Origin of the sequence: Proteus appendicitidis, from assembly GCF_030271835.1 — a bacterium.
Classification (GTDB): domain Bacteria; phylum Pseudomonadota; class Gammaproteobacteria; order Enterobacterales; family Enterobacteriaceae; genus Proteus; species Proteus appendicitidis.
On record NZ_CP127389.1, the window covers coordinates 306,928 to 325,908 of the forward strand.

The 18,981-nt window shown below is 40.4% G+C and carries 21 protein-coding genes and 2 tRNA genes; 16 read left to right on the forward strand and 7 right to left on the reverse strand.

Annotated elements, in window-relative coordinates; translation table 11 throughout:
* The first annotated feature begins 4 nt into the window (after positions 1-4).
* Positions 5-352 (forward strand): gamma-glutamylcyclotransferase family protein, encoded by a 348-nt coding sequence (locus QQS39_RS01565; protein WP_109372692.1) that lies wholly within the window; start codon positions 5-7, stop codon positions 350-352.
* A 120-nt stretch (positions 353-472) separates the two neighbouring features.
* On the opposite strand, the gene ppa is transcribed toward QQS39_RS01565, so the two are convergent.
* Together ppa and fbp are read right to left on the reverse strand one after the other, a co-directional pair.
* A complete protein-coding gene (ppa, locus tag QQS39_RS01570) occupies positions 473-1,000 on the reverse strand; it encodes an inorganic diphosphatase (protein ID WP_072069581.1) in 528 nt (175 codons plus the stop codon).
* Positions 1,001-1,199: 199 nt separating this feature from the next.
* On the reverse strand, positions 1,200-2,207 hold the full coding sequence (gene fbp / locus QQS39_RS01575) for a class 1 fructose-bisphosphatase (RefSeq protein ID WP_023583589.1): 1,008 nt from the start codon (positions 2,205-2,207) through the stop codon (positions 1,200-1,202).
* 164 nt (positions 2,208-2,371) lie between these two features.
* Between fbp and mpl the strand changes: the two genes are divergently transcribed.
* Positions 2,372-3,751: a UDP-N-acetylmuramate:L-alanyl-gamma-D-glutamyl-meso-diaminopimelate ligase gene (gene mpl / locus QQS39_RS01580; protein ID WP_151434013.1), complete on the forward strand. Its 1,380-nt coding sequence runs from the start codon at positions 2,372-2,374 to the stop codon at positions 3,749-3,751.
* A gap of 58 nt (positions 3,752-3,809) precedes the next feature.
* Here the strand turns inward: mpl and argR are convergent, their stop codons facing one another.
* Positions 3,810-4,280 carry a transcriptional regulator ArgR gene (gene argR, locus QQS39_RS01585; protein WP_006535714.1) on the reverse strand — a complete coding sequence of 157 codons (471 nt, stop codon included), beginning with the start codon at positions 4,278-4,280 and terminating at the stop codon, positions 3,810-3,812.
* A 447-nt stretch (positions 4,281-4,727) separates the two neighbouring features.
* Between argR and mdh the strand changes: the two genes are divergently transcribed.
* Positions 4,728-5,666, forward strand: coding sequence for a malate dehydrogenase (mdh, locus tag QQS39_RS01590; protein WP_151434014.1), 939 nt, complete (start codon positions 4,728-4,730; stop codon positions 5,664-5,666).
* A gap of 102 nt (positions 5,667-5,768) precedes the next feature.
* On the opposite strand, the gene QQS39_RS01595 is transcribed toward mdh, so the two are convergent.
* Positions 5,769-6,035 (reverse strand): helix-turn-helix domain-containing protein, encoded by a 267-nt coding sequence (locus tag QQS39_RS01595; RefSeq protein ID WP_151434015.1) that lies wholly within the window; start codon positions 6,033-6,035, stop codon positions 5,769-5,771.
* A gap of 186 nt (positions 6,036-6,221) precedes the next feature.
* On the opposite strand from QQS39_RS01595, the gene QQS39_RS01600 reads away from it, so the two are divergent.
* Complete coding sequence (locus tag QQS39_RS01600; RefSeq protein WP_151434016.1) at positions 6,222-6,572, forward strand: DNA-binding protein; 351 nt, start codon at positions 6,222-6,224, stop codon at positions 6,570-6,572.
* Between the two features lie 78 nt (positions 6,573-6,650).
* Complete coding sequence (locus QQS39_RS01605) at positions 6,651-7,067, forward strand: DNA-binding protein (protein ID WP_151434017.1); 417 nt, start codon at positions 6,651-6,653, stop codon at positions 7,065-7,067.
* A gap of 46 nt (positions 7,068-7,113) precedes the next feature.
* On the opposite strand, the gene ispB is transcribed toward QQS39_RS01605, so the two are convergent.
* Positions 7,114-8,085 carry an octaprenyl diphosphate synthase gene (gene ispB, locus QQS39_RS01610; RefSeq protein WP_151434018.1) on the reverse strand — a complete coding sequence of 324 codons (972 nt, stop codon included), beginning with the start codon at positions 8,083-8,085 and terminating at the stop codon, positions 7,114-7,116.
* A gap of 263 nt (positions 8,086-8,348) precedes the next feature.
* On the opposite strand from ispB, the gene rplU reads away from it, so the two are divergent.
* The 3 genes from rplU to cgtA all read left to right on the forward strand — a co-directional run bounded on the left by rplU (position 8,349) and on the right by cgtA (position 10,237).
* Positions 8,349-8,657, forward strand: a complete 309-nt coding sequence (gene rplU / locus QQS39_RS01615) for a 50S ribosomal protein L21 (RefSeq protein WP_006535707.1) — start codon at positions 8,349-8,351, stop codon at positions 8,655-8,657.
* 19 nt (positions 8,658-8,676) lie between these two features.
* Positions 8,677-8,934, forward strand: coding sequence for a 50S ribosomal protein L27 (rpmA, locus tag QQS39_RS01620; RefSeq protein ID WP_006535706.1), 258 nt, complete (start codon positions 8,677-8,679; stop codon positions 8,932-8,934).
* A gap of 130 nt (positions 8,935-9,064) precedes the next feature.
* Positions 9,065-10,237, forward strand: coding sequence for an Obg family GTPase CgtA (cgtA, locus tag QQS39_RS01625; RefSeq protein ID WP_196571105.1), 1,173 nt, complete (start codon positions 9,065-9,067; stop codon positions 10,235-10,237).
* 87 nt (positions 10,238-10,324) lie between these two features.
* On the opposite strand, the gene dacB is transcribed toward cgtA, so the two are convergent.
* Positions 10,325-11,767, reverse strand: a complete 1,443-nt coding sequence (gene dacB, locus QQS39_RS01630) for a serine-type D-Ala-D-Ala carboxypeptidase (RefSeq protein WP_285805265.1) — start codon at positions 11,765-11,767, stop codon at positions 10,325-10,327.
* A gap of 407 nt (positions 11,768-12,174) precedes the next feature.
* Between dacB and greA the strand changes: the two genes are divergently transcribed.
* A complete protein-coding gene (gene greA, locus QQS39_RS01635; RefSeq protein ID WP_151434021.1) occupies positions 12,175-12,651 on the forward strand; it encodes a transcription elongation factor GreA in 477 nt (158 codons plus the stop codon).
* A 121-nt stretch (positions 12,652-12,772) separates the two neighbouring features.
* On the opposite strand, the gene yhbY is transcribed toward greA, so the two are convergent.
* Positions 12,773-13,066 carry a ribosome assembly RNA-binding protein YhbY gene (gene yhbY / locus QQS39_RS01640; protein ID WP_151436703.1) on the reverse strand — a complete coding sequence of 98 codons (294 nt, stop codon included), beginning with the start codon at positions 13,064-13,066 and terminating at the stop codon, positions 12,773-12,775.
* Between the two features lie 145 nt (positions 13,067-13,211).
* Between yhbY and rlmE the strand changes: the two genes are divergently transcribed.
* The 7 genes from rlmE to QQS39_RS01675 all read left to right on the forward strand — a co-directional run bounded on the left by rlmE (position 13,212) and on the right by QQS39_RS01675 (position 18,889).
* A complete protein-coding gene (gene rlmE, locus QQS39_RS01645; RefSeq protein ID WP_036939360.1) occupies positions 13,212-13,841 on the forward strand; it encodes a 23S rRNA (uridine(2552)-2'-O)-methyltransferase RlmE in 630 nt (209 codons plus the stop codon).
* 47 nt (positions 13,842-13,888) lie between these two features.
* Positions 13,889-15,835 (forward strand): ATP-dependent zinc metalloprotease FtsH, encoded by a 1,947-nt coding sequence (gene ftsH, locus QQS39_RS01650; protein ID WP_151434022.1) that lies wholly within the window; start codon positions 13,889-13,891, stop codon positions 15,833-15,835.
* A gap of 82 nt (positions 15,836-15,917) precedes the next feature.
* Positions 15,918-16,760: a dihydropteroate synthase gene (gene folP / locus QQS39_RS01655; RefSeq protein ID WP_285805266.1), complete on the forward strand. Its 843-nt coding sequence runs from the start codon at positions 15,918-15,920 to the stop codon at positions 16,758-16,760.
* The gene (gene glmM / locus QQS39_RS01660; RefSeq protein WP_023583574.1) at positions 16,757-18,094 is read left to right on the forward strand and encodes a phosphoglucosamine mutase; all 1,338 of its coding nucleotides are present in this window, start codon (positions 16,757-16,759) and stop codon (positions 18,092-18,094) included. The genes folP and glmM overlap by 4 nt, the downstream gene beginning before the upstream one ends.
* 165 nt (positions 18,095-18,259) lie before the next feature.
* On the forward strand, positions 18,260-18,604 hold the full coding sequence (gene secG / locus QQS39_RS01665) for a preprotein translocase subunit SecG (protein WP_036914692.1): 345 nt from the start codon (positions 18,260-18,262) through the stop codon (positions 18,602-18,604).
* Positions 18,605-18,662: 58 nt separating this feature from the next.
* Positions 18,663-18,752: transfer RNA gene (locus QQS39_RS01670), tRNA-Leu, on the forward strand.
* A 60-nt stretch (positions 18,753-18,812) separates the two neighbouring features.
* Positions 18,813-18,889, forward strand: a tRNA-Met gene (locus QQS39_RS01675).
* The last annotated feature ends 92 nt before the right edge of the window (positions 18,890-18,981 follow it).

Below are 18,981 nucleotides of genomic sequence, written 5' to 3' on the forward strand. Positions count from 1 at the left end.
TTATATGCGAATTATTGTTTATGGTAGTTTACGACAAAACCAAGGTAATCATCACTGGATGACCTATGCGCAGCTATTAGGCGAGCATAAATTAGTGGGATATAAACTTTATGATTTAGGGTTTTATCCTGCTGTGGTTGAAGGTGATGGCGAAATAGAGTGCGAAGTTTATCGGATAACGCCCTCTATTTTGACAGAGCTTGATGAATTGAAAAAGAACGATCAAGATTACAAGCGACAACTGATTTCAACGCCTTATGGCAGCGCTTGGATCTACCTTTATCAAAAGCCTGTTGATGGTTTACGTGAAATAAAAAGCGGTGACTGGCTAAAACGTCACGAAGAAGAGTAATTGGTCAGATCTACCTTTTACTGAAAGATGTCTGAAAACGGCTCGATATCACTATCGAGCCGTTTTTATTGATTAACCTATTGGATCATAAGTTAATCAGTCATTCTGATGATGTCAGAATTATTTTTTAGCGCGCTCGAAAGAAGACAGAATTTCAGCTTTAGCTGCTTCTACGCCTTCCCAACCGTCAACTTTAACCCATTTGCCCGCTTCTAAATCTTTGTAGTGTTCAAAGAAATGTTTGATCTGTGCTTTTAGCAGTTCAGGCAGATCAGTCACATCTTTAATGTGATCGTATTCTTTGCTCAGTTTAGTGTGTGGAACTGCAACCAGTTTCGCATCTTCACCTGATTCGTCAGTCATTTTCAGTACGCCAACAGGACGGCAGCGAATAACTGAACCTGGTTGTAATGGATATGGAGTTGGAACCAGAACGTCTACTGGGTCACCATCTAAAGATAACGTGTTGTTGATGTAACCGTAGTTGCATGGGTAGAACATTGCAGTTGACATAAAACGGTCAACGAACAGTGCGCCACTTTCTTTATCAACTTCGTATTTGATGGGATCCGCGTTTGCTGGGATTTCAATAACAACATAGATATCTTCTGGTAGTTCTTTACCAGCAGGAACATGATTCAGGCTCATAAAAAATTTCCTATAAAAAAATTAATTTTACGTGGCCTCTAGTATAGCGAAAAGTTTTTAACAATACCCGTTTTTTGCCGAACATGTTGCGTTCTGACGCAAAAATAAGCAGCAAATAAAAGAAAGCGCTATTTTCAAAGATGAAAAAACCGGACGAATAAGAAGCCCGGTTTATCTATGTTCGTGCTAAACGAATGGATTATTCTTCGTCTGGATATTGCGCCATAAAGCTTTCAGCTTGTTCAACCATCGATTTAGTCCCTACAAAGAAAGGCATACGTTGGTGAAGTTCTTTTGGTTCGATATCAAGAATACGCTCTTTACCGTTACTTGCTTTACCGCCAGCTTGTTCGGCTAAGAACGCCATTGGATTGCATTCATAGAGTAAACGTAATTTACCAGTAGGGTGGCTTGCAGTACTTGGGTAAATATAAATACCGCCCTTCAGTAAGTTGCGGTGAAAATCAGCAACTAAAGAACCAATATAACGTGTGGTATAAGGACGATTTGTTGCCGCGTCTTGTTCTTGGCAATACTTAATGTATTTTTTTACGCCTAATGGGAATTTGATGTAGTTACCTTCGTTGATTGAGTACATATTTCCTGTTGGTGGGAAATGTACGCTTTCATGAGATAAACAGAATACACCTAAAGATGGATCGTAAGTAAAGGCATGAACACCACAACCTGTTGTATAAACTAACATGGTTGAGGAGCCATAAACGACATAGCCTGCTGCGACTTGACGATGACCTGGTTGTAAGAAGTCATCTAAAGTAACAGATTGACCAATAGGCGTAATACGGTGGTAAATAGAGAAAATTGTGCCGACGGAAACGTTTACATCAATATTCGACGAACCATCTAAAGGGTCCATTAGTACAACATACTTAGCATTTTCAGCACGATCACCTTCAAAGATAACAATATCATCTTCTTCTTCTGATCCGATACCCGCAACTTCACCACGTGCTTTTAATGCAGCTTTTAGTTTCTCATTCGCGTAAAGATCCAGTTTCATCTGGGCTTCACCTTGAACATTAGAAACACCGTTAGTACCAAGAATATCGACTAACCCTGCTTTGTTAATATCACGGTGGATAATTTTAGCCCCAAGCTTAATTGCTGAAAGTAATGCAGTAAGTTCACCAGTTGCATGGGGAAAATCTTGTTGTTTCTCGACGATAAATTCGCCTAATGTTTTCATGACGCAGGTCCTGAATGTGAGTGGGTAAAGTAAAAAAGGAGGAAAATCTCCTTGGTGGTGGCAAGTTTAGCCAAAGAATCGGATGATTCAAAGGTTAATCCGTTCCTTATCTGCTTTTTGATCGTTAGAATAGTGACCAACTTCATGCTATTGGACAGAAATTCATGCACATTCATATTCTTGGTATTTGTGGCACCTTTATGGGAAGCCTTGCGATTTTAGCTAGAGCAAAGGGACATAAAGTCACAGGCTCAGACGCTAATGTCTATCCACCCATGAGTACTTTATTAGAAAATCAGGGAATCGAACTGATTGAGGGATATGACCCAAAACAATTAGAACCTGCCCCTGACATGGTGATTATTGGTAATGCGATGACACGAGGAAATCCTTGTGTTGAAGCGGTACTTGAAAAAGGTTTACCTTATACCTCAGGTCCTCAGTGGTTACACGATTATATTTTACCTGAACGTTGGGTATTAGCCGTTGCTGGAACTCATGGTAAAACCACAACAGCAGGTATGCTGGCTTGGGTTTTAGAAGACTGTGGTTATAAACCCGGTTTTTTAATTGGTGGTGTTCCGGGTAATTTCCAAGTATCTGCACAGTTAGGCGAAAGCCCTTTCTTTGTGATTGAAGCGGATGAATATGATAGTGCTTTCTTTGATAAGCGCTCTAAGTTTGTTCATTATTCGCCACGTACACTGATTTTAAATAATCTTGAATTCGATCACGCTGATATTTTTGATGATTTAGCGGCGATTCAAAAACAATTCCATCATTTAGTTCGTATTGTTCCAGGCACAGGGAAAATCATCATGCCTGATAACGATATGAATTTAAAACAGACCATTGGCATGGGATGTTGGAGTGAACAAGAATTCACGGGTGAAACAGGAGATTGGCAAGCCAAAAAACTCAGTAATGACAGTAGTCATTTTGAGGTATTCCACAAAGGTGAGCGAGTCGCAGAGGTGTGTTGGGGACTTTCTGGTGAACACAACATGCAAAATGGCTTAATGGCGATTGTTGCAGCGCACCACGTTGGCGTTTTACCTGCTGATGCTTGTGAGGCATTAGATAAGTTTATTAATGCGCGTCGTCGTTTAGAGCTACGTGGTGAGGTTAACCAAATAAGTGTTTATGATGACTTTGCGCATCATCCCACAGCGATTTTGGCAACGCTTGAAGCGTTACGCAGTAAAGTCGGTGGAACTGCACGTATTATTGCGGTGTTAGAGCCTCGTTCAAATACCATGAAAATGGGAATTAGTAAGGATGATATCGCGCCTGCATTAGGTCGTGCTGATGAAGTCTTCTTATTCCAGCCACCTAATATTCAATGGTTAGTGAGTGATATTGCAGAACATTGTGTACAACCGGCTCGCTGGAGTACAGATCTGGATACACTTGTTGATATGATTGCGAAAGAAGCTCAAGCGGGCGATCATATTTTGATTATGAGTAATGGCGGTTTTGGTGGTATTCACGAAAAACTGCTCGCAAAATTAGCACAACCTAAAGCTCCTGATAGCCAGTATTAAAAATAAATAAGCCACTGAACATTCAGTGGCTTATTTTTTGAAGCTGTAGAAAGGCTAATTATAATTCTTGATCAAAAAGATTCAGAATAGCGTCTCGTAATTCTTCTGTGGAAAATCCTGGTGCGGGTGTTGAAAAAATGGTGTCATCACCTGCAATACTGCCAAGGATCCCTTCTGCTTTGCCTAATGAATCTAATAAACGTGCAATAAGTTGTGCCGCACCCGGACTTGTTCTTATCACCACAACAGAATGGTTATGATCGATATCAAGTACCAGATTTTTTAATGGGCTGCTGGCTGTTGGTACGCCAAGCTCAGTAGGAAGACAATACACCATTTCCATTTTGGCGTTACGGGTTCTTACTGCACCAAATTTTGTTAGCATACGAGAGATTTTGGACTGATTAATATTATCAAATCCAGCCTCTTGTAATGCAGTCACAATCTCGCCTTGTGAACTGAATTTTTCTTCTTTCAGCAGGGCTTTAAACGCTTTAACCAAGTCTTCTTGCTTAGAAGGAACGCGCATAGTTCACCTTTAGTGAGTTATCAATAACCTGTGTATTATGCAGAGAAGTGAATTTTTATGCAACATAAGACGAAGAAAGACGAATGATAGCCTCTTCAAAATTGTAAAGTAGAATGTACTGCAAAAAAATTTCATTTACAGCATGTGAATGTGATAATTTAAAGAAAGTAAAATATTTGTTAACTAAATGATAAGCTTAAATGGTTATCACAAGGATAATGGTGTACTTAACACTTTGCCATATTTATTGAAATTATTTATCAAAAGAGTGTCCACTATCTCATTAACAGATAAGCAATTTGTTTAGAATAACCAGAGTATTATTTTTCACTGTAAATGCCTTATTATGCAATATTGCTGTTAAATAATTGTTTTTTACAAGGTGAATTGCGTAATAGTGAATATCTTTAAGGCGTTCCACTATCTTGTAAACTAAGGAGTATCAGAATGAAAGTAGCAGTTCTCGGTGCAGCAGGTGGTATTGGTCAGGCACTGGCACTTCTTCTTAAAAACCAGCTTCCTGCTGGTAGTGAACTCTCTTTATATGATATCGCTCCCGTCACGCCGGGTGTCGCAGCTGACTTAAGCCATATCCCGACTCAAGTTACTGTAAAAGGTTTTGCGGGTGAAGATCCTTCTCCTGCACTAAAAGGCGCTGATGTTGTTCTGATTTCTGCGGGTGTAGCTCGTAAGCCAGGCATGGATCGTTCAGATCTTTTCAATGTTAACGCAGGTATTGTGCGTAACTTAATTGAAAAGGTTGCACAAAACTGCCCTAAAGCACTTATCGGTATCATTACTAATCCAGTGAATACAACGGTTGCTATTGCCGCTGAAGTACTCAAAAAAGCAGGCGTTTACGATAAAAAACGTCTCTTCGGAATTACCACTCTCGATATTATTCGCGCCAATACCTTTGTCGCTGAACTAAAAGGTAAAGATCCACAAAAAACCAATGTTCCTGTGATTGGTGGACACTCTGGTGTGACTATTCTTCCTCTATTATCCCAAGTTGATGGTGTTTCATTTACAGATGATGAAGTTGCCGCGCTGACTAAACGCATTCAAAATGCAGGTACTGAGGTAGTAGAAGCAAAAGCCGGTGGCGGATCAGCTACATTATCAATGGGTCAAGCGGCAGCTCGTTTTGGTCTTTCATTAATTCGTGCTTTAAATGGCGAAAAAGATGTTATTGAATGTACCTATACCGAAGGCGACGGAGAATATGCCCGTTTCTTTGCACAACCTATTCGTTTAGGTAAAAATGGTGTAGAGGAATATTTATCTATTGGTAAATTAAGTGATTTCGAAAAACAATCTCTTAATGGCATGTTAGATGTATTGAAAAAAGATATAATTCTTGGTGAAGAATTTATTAATAAATAAAGAAATACTTTTTTTGCTATAAAAATAATGCAAAATTAAATAAAAACCGCTGATATAGTATCAGCGGTTTTTTTTATTAATTATAATGTATGTAATTATTAGTTAATTATTAGTTTTGTCACGAATCTTTCGCTCAAGTAATTCTCCTGTTTCAGGATGAAAATAACGGCTAGGCCAAATTTCAGAAGGGAAGACACCAAGATAATCAGCAATGATTTTTTCTCCTTTAGGCCAAGGGCGTGACAGCGCATTAGCGAGTGTTGAAGAGCTTAACCCTGCTTGGCGAGAGATGGCAGCAAGTGTTGTTCCTCGTTTTCTAAGTGCGGCAATAATATCGGCAGGATGCCAATCAGATTTCCTTGAAATCATTTTTAATCCTTTTTCTATAAAATTGATTGCTGTGTTAGTGGTATAAATAACAGTTTATTAGAAATGTCCTAAAGCATTTAAACTGATTATTTAGAAAATAAAATAACATTATTTTTCTAAAAAGATTTCTGATTTTTTTCTTAATAATTTCTTTTTTGAAGTTGATAACAATTTTAGAGAAACATAATGAAAAAAGAGTGGTATACGGCAAAGGAATTGACGGGTATAGGTGGATTACCTAAATCACCACAAGGTGTAAATGCGAAAGCTAAACGAGAATTTTGGCAAAAACAAAAGATAAAGAATAAACAAGGTAATGGTGTTGAATATCATTATTCTTGTTTGCCAGAAGAAACTTTAATTGCTCTGGAACTTTATGAACCATTAGCACATTACAAACTAAATAAAAAAGAGGAGCCACTCGTTATCTGGGTGAAAGCATTCCAACAACTAAATGATGGTGAACAAAAAACATTAACAGAGCTGATATTGCGGGATGGTATTAGAAGTTTTTTAGAAAAAATCGTCAATTATTAAGCGATTTTAAAGAATTTATTATTGCGTTATCCGCAACAGATATCTGACTAACCTCTTAGTTGAATGTGAGATGAGATCATGAAAAAAGAATGGTATACAGCGAAAGAATTAGTGGGGCTTGCGGGGTTACCTAACTCACCGCAGGGAGTTAACTTGATGGCGCGTCGTGAAGGATGGGAAAATCGCCGTAAACGAGGTGTTCAGGGGAAAGCTGTCGAGTATTCAGTGAAAAGCCTTCCTGATGAGGTGATTGGCGTGCTAGCTGCACATGAGCCTCCGGCTGAGTATTTATCAAAGCGTCAGGATGCTTTTTTGATTTGGGTTGAAGCTTATTATCAATTAACCAAGTCAGAACGAGAGAAAATTGTGAAATTTGTGCTCCGTGAAGGGTTAGCAAAGCTTATTAGTTATATTGATGCTGATAATCAGGACGCGATTGAGCGAGAAAACGAAGAAGTACTTAATAAGTTGAAAAGCCCACCAGAATCGACATAGTCGCTCTGGCGGGCTTCTTTACATAACTAATGTCTTAACATAAAGGTTATGATTGACGTTGTACAGCGACGTGAGCAAGCCCAATAAGCGCATCTTTATACGGTGAGTCAGGTATAATTGATAAAGCCTCAATCGCTTTGTCTGCTTCTTCTTCTGCTTTTTGACGGGTATATTCCAAAGAACCACACTGTTTCATCGTAGTTAAAACAGTATCCAATAAATGGCGACCATTACCTTGTTCAATGGCTTGGCGAATTAATTGGGATTCTTCTTCATTGCCGTTATGCATAGCATGAAGTAATGGCAACGTTGGTTTACCTTCATCGAGATCATCACCCGTGTTTTTACCCAACTGGTTGTTGTCTGCATCATAATCAAGCAAATCGTCAATGAGCTGGAAAGCAGTCCCAAGATAACGACCATAATCTTGGAATGCTTTTTCTTGCTCAGGCGTCGCACCTGAAAGGATCGCTGATGCATGAGAAGCCGCTTCAAAGAGACGAGCTGTTTTGCTATAGATAACTTGCATATAGTCATCTTCAGAAATGTCAGGATCATTACAATTCATTAACTGTAAAACCTCACCTTCAGCGATCACATTGGTGGCGTTAGACATTAATTTTAATACACGCATCGAATCAAGATCCGTCATCATCTGAAAGGATCGTGTATAAATAAAGTCGCCAACAAGCACACTTGCTGCATTTCCAAAGACGGCATTTGCCGTTTGTTTTCCTCTACGCATATCAGATTCATCAACAACATCATCATGTAACAACGTTGCAGTATGAATAAATTCGATAAGCGCTGCGACCGAGATATGTTTGTCACCTTGATAGTCCAATGCTCGTCCGGTGAGCACTGCGATCATTGGTCGGATCCTTTTACCACCACCACTAATGATGTAGTAACCAAGTTGGTTTATCAAAGAAACATCTGAATTAAGCTGGTAAAGGATTGCCTCATTTACCGCAGCCATATCAGCGGATGTTAGTTTTATAATAGATTCTAAATTCATGTTTTTTCGACTTTGGCTCGCCAATGAGCGCGTTATTATTAATAAAAAATGATCATGCCATAGATTTTACTCTCTTATAATTTAGATTGTACTTTAAAAATGGCTGAAATAAATATCGTGTAAAAAACTCTTTTTTTTAACGCTAGTTTGCGATCTGTACTTGTCATCGGCACTAAATTTGCGTAGAATTCGCGCCCTATGTGAATATTTTAATTGTGCACTCAAATTATACATATTGGGAGTGTGCGGAAAGCGGAGTTTATATGTACGCGGTTTTCCAAAGTGGTGGTAAACAACACCGAGTCAGCGAAGGTCAAACTATTCGTTTAGAGAAGCTGGAAGTAGCTACTGGCGAAACAATCGAGTTTGATACTGTAATGATGGTCGCTAATGGCGATGACATTCAAATTGGCGCTCCAATCCTTGCGGGCGTTAAAGTTAAAGCGGAAGTGGTTGCTCACGGTCGCGGCGATAAAGTTAAGATTGTTAAGTTCCGTCGTCGTAAACACAGCCGTAAACAACAGGGCCACCGTCAGTGGTTTACTGATGTTAAAATCACTGGTATCGCTTAAGGTTTAGGAGAGTAGTTCAATGGCACATAAAAAGGCTGGCGGCTCGACTCGTAACGGTCGTGATTCCGAAGCAAAACGTCTGGGTGTTAAACGTTTCGGTGGTGAAGCTGTATTAGCAGGTAGCATCATCGTTCGTCAACGTGGTACTAAGTTCCATGCAGGTACTAACGTTGGTTGTGGTCGTGACCACACCCTGTTTGCATTAGCTGACGGAAAAATTAAGTTCGAAGTTAAAGGTCCAAACAACCGTAAATTTATCAGCATCGAAGCTGAATAATTACTGGTCCTTTAAGCACCGAGTCAAAAGCCCTGCAAATCTGTTGCGGGGCTTTTTATATTTAAAAAAGGCCATCTCTGGGTAATTTCGGCCATCCAGCACGTTAATGGCTACTATACGGAGTAAAATCATGAAATTTGTTGATGAGGCCAAGATCCTAATCGTCGCGGGCGATGGTGGTAACGGCTGTGTAAGCTTTCGTCGCGAAAAATATATCCCTAACGGGGGACCAGACGGTGGTGATGGTGGTGATGGTGGTGATGTCTACATGATTGCAGACGAAAACCTTAACACCTTAATCGATTACCGTTTTACAAAATCTTATCGTGCAGAACGTGGTGAAAATGGCCACAGTCGTGATTGTACTGGTAAGCGTGGTCAAGATATTACTATCAGTGTTCCTGTCGGAACGCGTGTCCGTGATTTAGCAACAAATGAAGTTATTGCTGACTTGACTGCTCACGGTCAAAAGCAAATGGTTGCTAAAGGCGGCTTCCATGGTTTAGGTAATACTCGCTTTAAATCGTCGGTTAACCGTGCTCCACGTCAACGTACAATGGGAACACCGGGTGAATCTCGTGAAGTCCTATTAGAGCTAATGTTATTAGCTGATGTGGGTATGCTTGGTATGCCAAATGCGGGTAAATCTACATTTATTCGTGCAGTATCAGCAGCAAAACCTAAAGTTGCTGATTATCCATTTACAACATTAGTACCAAGCTTAGGTGTGGTGCGTATGGATAATCACCAAAGCTTTGTGGTTGCAGATATTCCCGGATTAATCGAAGGCGCTGCTGATGGTGCAGGTCTTGGGATCCAATTTTTAAAACATTTAGAACGCTGTCGTGTATTACTACACTTGATCGACATTGATCCTATTGATGGATCGGATCCTGTGGAAAATGCAAAAATTATTATCTCTGAATTAGAGAAATACAGCGAAAAATTAGCACAAAAACCACGTTGGTTAGTGTTCAATAAAGTTGATCTTCTTGATGCTGAAGAAGCAAAAGAGAAGGCAAAAGCAATTGTTGAAGCGCTGGGTTGGGATGAAAACTATTACATGATAGCGGCAATCAACCAAGAAGGTGTGAAAAAACTTTGCTGGAATATCATGGAATTCCTGAATGTTACTCCGCGTGAGCAAGACATTGTTGCAACAAAAGTAGAACCAGGAAAAGTTGACTTTATGTGGGATGATTACCACAAAGAACAGCTTGAAAACCCTGATTTCGAAGAAGATGATGACGATGATTGGGATGAAGAAGACGATGATGGTATTGAATTTATCTACCAACGTTAATCATCATTCTGATTGTGATTAAAATAAAAAACGCCTGATTAATCAGGCGTTTTTCATATCAATTGCTTATACTTATCTCGTGTAAATCTAGCGGTTATTGTACATATCTTTATACAGATTAGTTTCAAAACGCACTAAATAAGCGCGTCCTGCATTACGATTCTGTGTCGGCGGTGAATACGCTGAAACGTATTGTACAAACGCAACTTTCTGTCCATTTGCCGTGGTCATAAAGCCCGCAAGATTGTAAACCCCTTTTAATGAACCTGTTTTGGCAGACACTTTGCCATCAACACCCGCTTCATGAAAACCGCCTCGATATTGCAATGTACCGTCATGCCCTGCAAGGGGAAGCATAGTGATAAAGTTTAATTCACTTTCATGTTGTCCAATATATTGAAGGACTTGCATCATGGTTGCAGGCGAAATGAGATTATGGCGAGAAAGACCAGAGCCATCAACCATAACGGTATTTCCTAAATCGATTCCGGCTTTTTGTTTTAAAATAGCGCGGGTTGCTTCTGCACCAGAGCGCCAAGTACCTGCAACGCCATAATACTCACGACCAATAGTTCTAAATACGGTGTCTGCAATCATATTGTCAGACTCTTTTAGCATAGTTGTAAGTAAGCTATGTAACGGTTTTGATTGTGTTTGTGCCAGTACAGTAACGGGTGCTTTTAGTTGAGAGCGACGCTTGATATATCCATCAAGTTCAATATTAGCGCGTTGTAACTCTTCTTTTAAAATTGTACCGGTCCAATGCGCGCCGTCTTGAATAGAAAACATTAAAGGTACTGCATCGTCACGTTTAGGAATACAACCTGTGATTACATAGGTATTTAAGTCACGCACAGTGACATCTAATTCACAAAAACGGGTGCGAGTTGATCCTTTCTCATAAGTTTCAACTTCACTTAAAACAGTTACAGGATAGAAAGAAGCTTTACGTATTGTGGCAATATCACCTTCGTTTTTGCCACTTTGCAGCAAGACAGAAAAACAGTTCTTATCAACAATCGCAGCACTTGGTGGTGCGCTAAAGCATTGGGTCATATCATTCCAAACCCAACCCGGGGCTTTGTCATGACTTGAAAAAGCAGAAGTATCAATAAGCAAATCACCATGCACTTTTGTAACACCAGCTTGCTTTAATATGGCAACCATTGCTCTTAACTGCTGGCGAGTTAATGTAGGATCGCCTGTAAAACGAAAGATTAAATCACCATTAAGCTGATTGTCTTTTATCTTACCTTCGGTTTCCATTGTTGTGGTGAATTGATAATTTCCACCTAATTGAAGTAATGCTGCAAGTGCAGTCACTACTTTCTGAGTACTTGCTGGAAGTGCTAATTGCTCGGCATGATAGTTAAGATTAGGAGAAGCCGCGCCAACGGGTTGAGTTATTAAACCTACTTGTGTTCCTTCAGGAAGAAGGGATGTGTAGTTTTCAACAGGTATTGCTTGGGTTGAAAAGCTAATAATACTTAATGTGTAAAGTATCCGTCGAAATGTTGATAGTAAGCGCATAATTTCTCTATCTGTGACTATAGCGTGTAACGTTACAGTATTGATTGCCAGAGGCTAATACTAAAGGGCAATGAGGGCAAAAGTAAACGGTAACAAGCAGGATTCGCTCATTATCAGAAAAAGTCTGTTTATCTCTTTATAAAGAGAGATAAGGCGTGAAGCAATGCGTCTGTTGTGTTAGATTTAGTTTTAAGTATGGGAGGTTTAGTTTATATCCCAATAGCATGAGTTGGGAATAATAGCATCCCCTTATTTACCGAATATATGTAGAGACAGGCCCAATTTAAGGTTGCCTGTGTCTTTTTTTGTCTTGAGAAGAGTAAATAGATCCTTTTCTCTGTGTTGTTAGTATAAAAAATCAGGATGATACCTATTTTTTATTAGGAATAGTATTGAGGTATTAACACATGAATCAGATCCCTATGACAGTTCTAGGTGCAGAAAAATTACGCGAAGAGCTGGAATATTTAAAAGGTACTCGTCGTCCCGAGATTATTGCTGCTATCGCTGAAGCTCGTGAACATGGAGACTTAAAAGAAAACGCGGAATATCATGCTGCAAGAGAGCAACAAGGTTTCTGTGAAGGTCGCATACAAGAAATTGAAGCAAAATTATCAAATGCTCAAGTCATTGATATTACAAAGATGAATAACAATGGTCGTATTATTTTTGGTTCAACAGTGACACTGTTAAATGTTGAAACTGAAGAAGAGCAAACTTACCGCATTGTGGGTGATGATGAAGCGAACATTAAAGAAAACTTAATTTCTGTTAACTCACCGATTGCGCGTGGGTTGATTGGTAAAGAGTTAGATGATGTCGTTGTTATCACTACACCGGGTGGACAAGTCGAGTATGAAGTTTTAAACGTAGAATATATTTAATTTGTAATTTTACGTTTCTATAGAAAACTAGACTGCTATCCTGTGGTAATATGAAAAAGGCCTTAAAAGGCCTTTTTTGCCATAGAGTTAGTTATGGCATTTTTATATAAAGATACAAGTTTTATTTCGGTAAAATAATCTTACGTGCTTCTGAAGGACGATAAAGAACAAGAATTTTTCCGATAACTTGTACATTCTGTGCACCGCTTTCGCGTACAATCGCTGCCACGATCAAGTTTTTAACATCTCGATCTTCGCCTGCGATTTTGACTTTGATAAGCTCATGGTGTGCCAGAGCGACTTCAATTTCTGCAAGAACGCCTTCAGTCAACCCGTTGTTACCAATCATAACGACTGGATTAAGGTGATGAGCGAGCCCTTTCAGGTGTTGAATTTGTTTTTTGTTAAGAGTCATCATTAATTTTTGCTTTGTTGGGATTGAAAACTCGCTATTCTAACGCCATCTCTCACTTATCACCATAAAATGTCGTTAAGACGAGGTTAAATGAGTGAAATAGTAAAAATTTTGATAGCTAAGTGTATGATAGTTGGAAAACGCAATGGCCAATAAGAAACGTTCGGCAAGCTCTAGCCGCTGGTTACAAGAACATTTTAGTGATAAATATGTTCAGCAAGCAAAGAAAAAAGGGTTTCGCTCTCGCGCTTGGTTTAAACTGGAAGAAATTCAGCAAAGTGACAATATCTTTAAACCAGGTATGACCGTTGTCGATTTAGGAGCTGCTCCTGGTGGGTGGTCTCAATACGTTGTACAGCAGTTAGGAAGCAAAGGTCGAATTATCGCATGCGACCTTTTACCTATGGATCCTATTGTTGGAGTCGATTTCCTTCAAGGCGATTTTCGTGATGAACTTGTGTTGAAGGCATTGCTTGATAGAGTAGGTGAAAACAAAGTCCAGGTTGTCATGTCTGACATGGCTCCAAACATGAGCGGTACGCCCGCGGTCGATATCCCTCGATCCATGTATTTAGTAGAGTTAGCGCTTGATATGTGTCGTGATGTACTGGCTCCCGGGGGAAGTTTTATTGTCAAAGTGTTTCAGGGAGAAGGCTTTGATGAATACCTGGGGCAAATACGCTCCCTGTTTACGAAAGTGAAAGTTCGTAAACCAGACGCTTCGCGGTCTCGTTCTCGTGAGGTATATATTGTAGCCACAGGGCGTAAACTTTAGTACCCTAAAGCTATTTGTTAACACAGTTGTAATATGAGGTTAATCCCTTGAGTGACATGGCGAAAAACCTGATCCTCTGGCTAGTTATTGCAGTCGTTTTGATGTCATTATTCCAGAGCTTCGGACCCAGCGATTCGAATAGTCGTAAGGTGGATTACTCTACCTTTATCAATGAGTTAACTAATAACCAATTACGCGAGGTCAGCATAAGTGGTTATGATATTAATGTAACTAAAACAGATAACTCAAAGTACAGCACGTATATGCCTATGCGTGATGATAACCTGCTGACCACTTTAATGAACCGTAATGTAAAAGTAACGGGCGAACCACTTGAAGGCCAAAGTCTTCTGACTCAAATTTTTGTGTCTTGGTTCCCAATGCTATTACTGATTGGTCTTTGGATTTTCTTTATGCGCCAAATGCAAGGTGGTGGCGGTAAAGGTGCGATGTCTTTCGGTAAAAGCAAGGCACGCATGTTGACAGAAGACCAAATCAAAACAACCTTTGCTGATGTCGCGGGTTGTGATGAAGCGAAAGAAGAAGTAAGCGAATTAGTTGAGTATTTACGTGATCCAGGTCGTTTCCAGAAATTAGGGGGTAAAATCCCTAAAGGTATTCTGATGGTAGGGCCTCCTGGTACAGGTAAAACATTATTAGCAAAAGCCATCGCGGGTGAAGCTAAAGTCCCATTCTTTACCATTTCAGGTTCTGATTTCGTTGAAATGTTTGTGGGTGTGGGTGCTTCTCGTGTTCGTGATATGTTTGAACAAGCTAAAAAAGCAGCACCTTGTATCATCTTTATCGATGAAATCGATGCGGTCGGTCGTCAACGTGGTGCAGGTTTAGGTGGTGGTCATGATGAACGTGAACAAACACTGAACCAAATGCTAGTTGAAATGGATGGCTTCGAAGGTAATGAAGGTATTATCGTTATCGCGGCAACTAACCGTCCAGACGTGTTAGACCCAGCATTACTTCGTCCTGGTCGTTTTGACCGTCAAGTGGTTGTTGGTTTACCTGATGTGCGTGGACGTGAGCAAATCCTTAAAGTCCATATGCGCCGTGTGCCTTTATCACCCGATGTTGATCCAGCAATTTTAGCGCGTGGTACTCCAGGTTTCTCTGGTGCTGACTTAGCTAACTTGGTTAACGAAGCTGCTTTATTCGCTGCTCGTGGTAATAAACGTGTTGTCTCAATGGTTGAGTTTGAGAAAGCGAAAGATAAGATAATGATGGGCGCAGAGCGCCGTTCAATGGTGATGACTGAAGAACAAAAAGCATCAACCGCTTATCATGAAGCTGGTCACGCAATTATTGGTCGTTTAGTTCCTGAACATGATCCTGTGCATAAAGTGACGATTATCCCTCGTGGACGTGCATTAGGTGTGACTTTCTTCTTACCTGAAGGTGACCAAATTAGTGCGAGCCGTCAGAAGTTAGAGAGCCAAATTTCAACGCTTTACGGTGGTCGTTTAGCTGAAGAAATTATCTACGGTGTAGAGCATGTTTCTACGGGTGCTTCTAATGACATCAAAGTTGCAACCAATATTGCACGTAACATGGTGACACAGTGGGGCTTCTCTGAAAAATTAGGACCATTGCTGTACGCAGAAGAAGAAGGTGAAGTGTTCTTAGGTCGTTCTGTTGCTAAAGCGCAACATATGTCTGATGAAACGGCTCGTACAATTGACGAAGAAATTAAAGCTATCGTTGATCGTAACTATGTTCGTGCTCGTCAGATCTTAATGGACAACCTTGATATTCTGCACTCAATGAAAGATGCACTGATGACTTATGAAACTATCGATGCGCCTCAAATTGATGATTTAATGAATCGTCGTGATGTTCGTCCACCTGCGGGTTGGGAAGGCAATAATGGCAATAGTGGTACAACGACTACTGCCCAGCCAGCACAAACGCATGTAGCGAATGAGCCAAAAGACAAGCCTGAGTCAGAAAGTGATACACCTTCTGATAACAATACTCACTAATCCTTATTGGGTTACGCATATTGAGTAAGCTATAAATACAAACCCCAGGCTTCTGGGGTTTTTTTATGAAGGTATCAATGAAATGAAATTAATGGCTAGAGGAACCGAATTTAATTTATCAACACCTCAAGTTATGGGGATTTTGAATGTTACTCCAGACTCTTTTTCTGATGGTGGCACTCATAATTCACTTAATGATGCAGTTGACCATGCCGCAAAATTGATCGCCGAAGGGGCTTCTATCATCGATATTGGTGGTGAGTCTACTAGACCCGGCGCAAGTGATGTCTCTATTGATGAAGAGTTGCAGCGTGTTGTTCCTGTTGTTGAGGCTATTCGTCAGCGTTTTGATGTGTGGATCTCTGTTGATACATCCAAGGCTCCAGTCATTACCGAATCTGCAAATGTAGGTGCTTCAATTATCAATGATATTCGCTCTTTACAAGAGCCGGGAGCGCTTGAAGCAGCTGCTAAAACAGGTTTGCCAGTGTGCATTATGCATATGCAAGGTGACCCTAAAACTATGCAACAATCACCACATTATGAGAATGTGATGATAGATGTTGATCGTTTTTTACAAGAAAATATTCAACGTTGTGTTGATGCTGGAATCGAAAAAAATCAAATTATTCTTGATCCAGGATTCGGCTTTGGTAAAAATTTAGCGCATAATTACCAATTATTAGCACACTTAAGTGAACTTCATCACTTTGGTTTACCCATACTTGCCGGAATGTCACGCAAATCAATGGTTGGACAACTATTGAATGTACCACCACAAGAGCGTGTTGCTGGTAGTGTGGCATGCGCAGTGATTGCAGCGATGCAAGGCGCACAAATTATTCGTGTACACGATGTTAAAGAGACTGTTGATGCGATGAAAGTCGTACAAGCGACTCTTTCTGCAAAGGAAAATAATGAATGAGCGAACGTAAATACTTTGGAACAGATGGTATCCGTGGAAAAGTAGGTGATAGTCCAATTACACCTGATTTTGTATTAAAACTGGGTTGGGCTGCGGGCAAAGTATTAGCACGTCATGGCTCTCGTAAAATCATTATTGGTAAAGATACACGTATCTCTGGCTATATGCTGGAATCTGCATTAGAAGCGGGTTTAGCTGCGGCAGGTTTATCAGCCTCATTTACAGGGCCAATGCCAACACCGGCTGTTGCTTATTTAACGCGTACATTCCGTGCTGAAGCTGGGATTGTTATTTCAGCTTCTCATAACCCTTATTACGATAACGGGATCAAATTCTTCTCTATTGATGGCACAAAATTACCAGATGAAGTAGAAGAAGCCATTGAAGCTGAAATGGAAAAACCAATTACCTGTGTTGAATCAGCAGAGCTTGGTCGTGCAAATCGTATCGTGGATGCGGCAGGTCGTTATATTGAATTCTGTAAGGGGACTTTCCCGAATGAAAACAATCTTAATGGTCTTAAAGTGGTTGTCGATTGTGCTCATGGTGCAACCTACCACATTGCGCCAAACGTATTTCGTGAGTTAGGTGCTGAAGTGATCACTATTGGCTGTGAGCCAACGGGTATCAATATCAATGAAGAGTGTGGCGCAACAGATGTTCGTATGTTGCAAAAACGCGTATTAGAAGAAGGCGCTGATGTTGGTTTAGCTTTTGATGGTGACGGTGACCGTATCATCATGGTTGACCATCAAGGTCTAAAAGTTGATGGTGACCAAATTCTCTACATTATTGCGAGAGAAGCGTTACGCCAAGGTCAATTACGCGGTGGTGCAGTTGGTACTCTAATGAGCAATATGGGATTAGAGATTGCATTGAAACAACTGGGTATTCCTTTTGTCAGAGCAAAAGTGGGCGACCGCTATGTGCTTGAAAAATTACAAGAGAAAGGCTGGCGTTTAGGTGCTGAAAACTCAGGTCACATTATTTTATTAGATAAAACGACGACAGGTGATGGTATTGTTGCTGGTTTACAAGTTTTAAGTGCAATGGTACGTAACCATATGAGTCTGCATGATCTATGTAGTGGCATGAAACTATTACCACAAATTTTAGTGAATGTTCGTTTTACCGGTAGCCACGATCCACTACAAACACCAGAAGTTCAGAAAGTCGCTAAAGCGGTTGAAGAAGAACTGGCTGGTAAAGGTCGTGTATTGCTGCGTAAATCAGGAACAGAACCTTTAATTCGTGTCATGGTTGAAGGTGAAAATGAAGAGCAAGTCACGGCGATGGCAAATCGTATTGCAGACGCTGTGAAGCACGTTGGTTAATTGATGCTTTTTTCTTCAATCAATCACTTTGTAGAAAAATAACCTTGCTTGTCAGTTCAGCTTTGGTTAGTATTCACACCCGCTTAGTAAGGTCTTGAACTAAAGCGGGTGAAGCAATCGAAGGTTATCGTTAAGACGATAAGTTCCATAGAAAAGGTAACGCAAATGTATACGGCACTCATTGTTATTCTTATCATTGTAGCAACAGGGCTAGTTGGTCTGATCCTGTTACAGCAGGGTAAAGGTGCTGATATGGGCGCTTCTTTTGGTGCAGGTGCTTCCGGTACAGTATTTGGTTCAAGCGGTTCAGCTAACTTTATGACCCGTATGACCGCTGTTTTAGCGACAGCTTTTATTGTACTTGCCCTTATTTTAGGTAATCTAAGTGCCAATAAAACTGTACGTGAAGACAGCAAATGGATGTCTATCGAGCAGACTACAGAAGAAGCTAAAAAAGCTGAGCAATTAGCAGCGCCTGTAGCGCCAGCAAATACAGATATTCCGCAGTAAACTAAGTAAAGATTTAAATGAGATTGTTAATTTTTACGCAGTAACAGTCTCATTAAGTGCCGAGGTGGTGAAATTGGTATACACGCTACCTTGAGGTGGTAGTGCCTATAAAACGGGCGTACGGGTTCAAGTCCCGTTCTCGGCACCATTATTCCAGATAGCTTGCGTTTTGCTTGTTATCAGCGTAAAATTTGCCACGTTTTTCGAACGCGGGGTGGAGCAGCTTGGTAGCTCGTCGGGCTCATAACCCGAAGGTCGTCGGTTCAAATCCGGCCCCCGCAACCACTTCTAACAATACAGCACTTTTCTCATTAATCATCTTGTTGAACCGATTATGATCCTGAGTGGAATGTGCCGTAAGAAGAGGTTATTCTCGA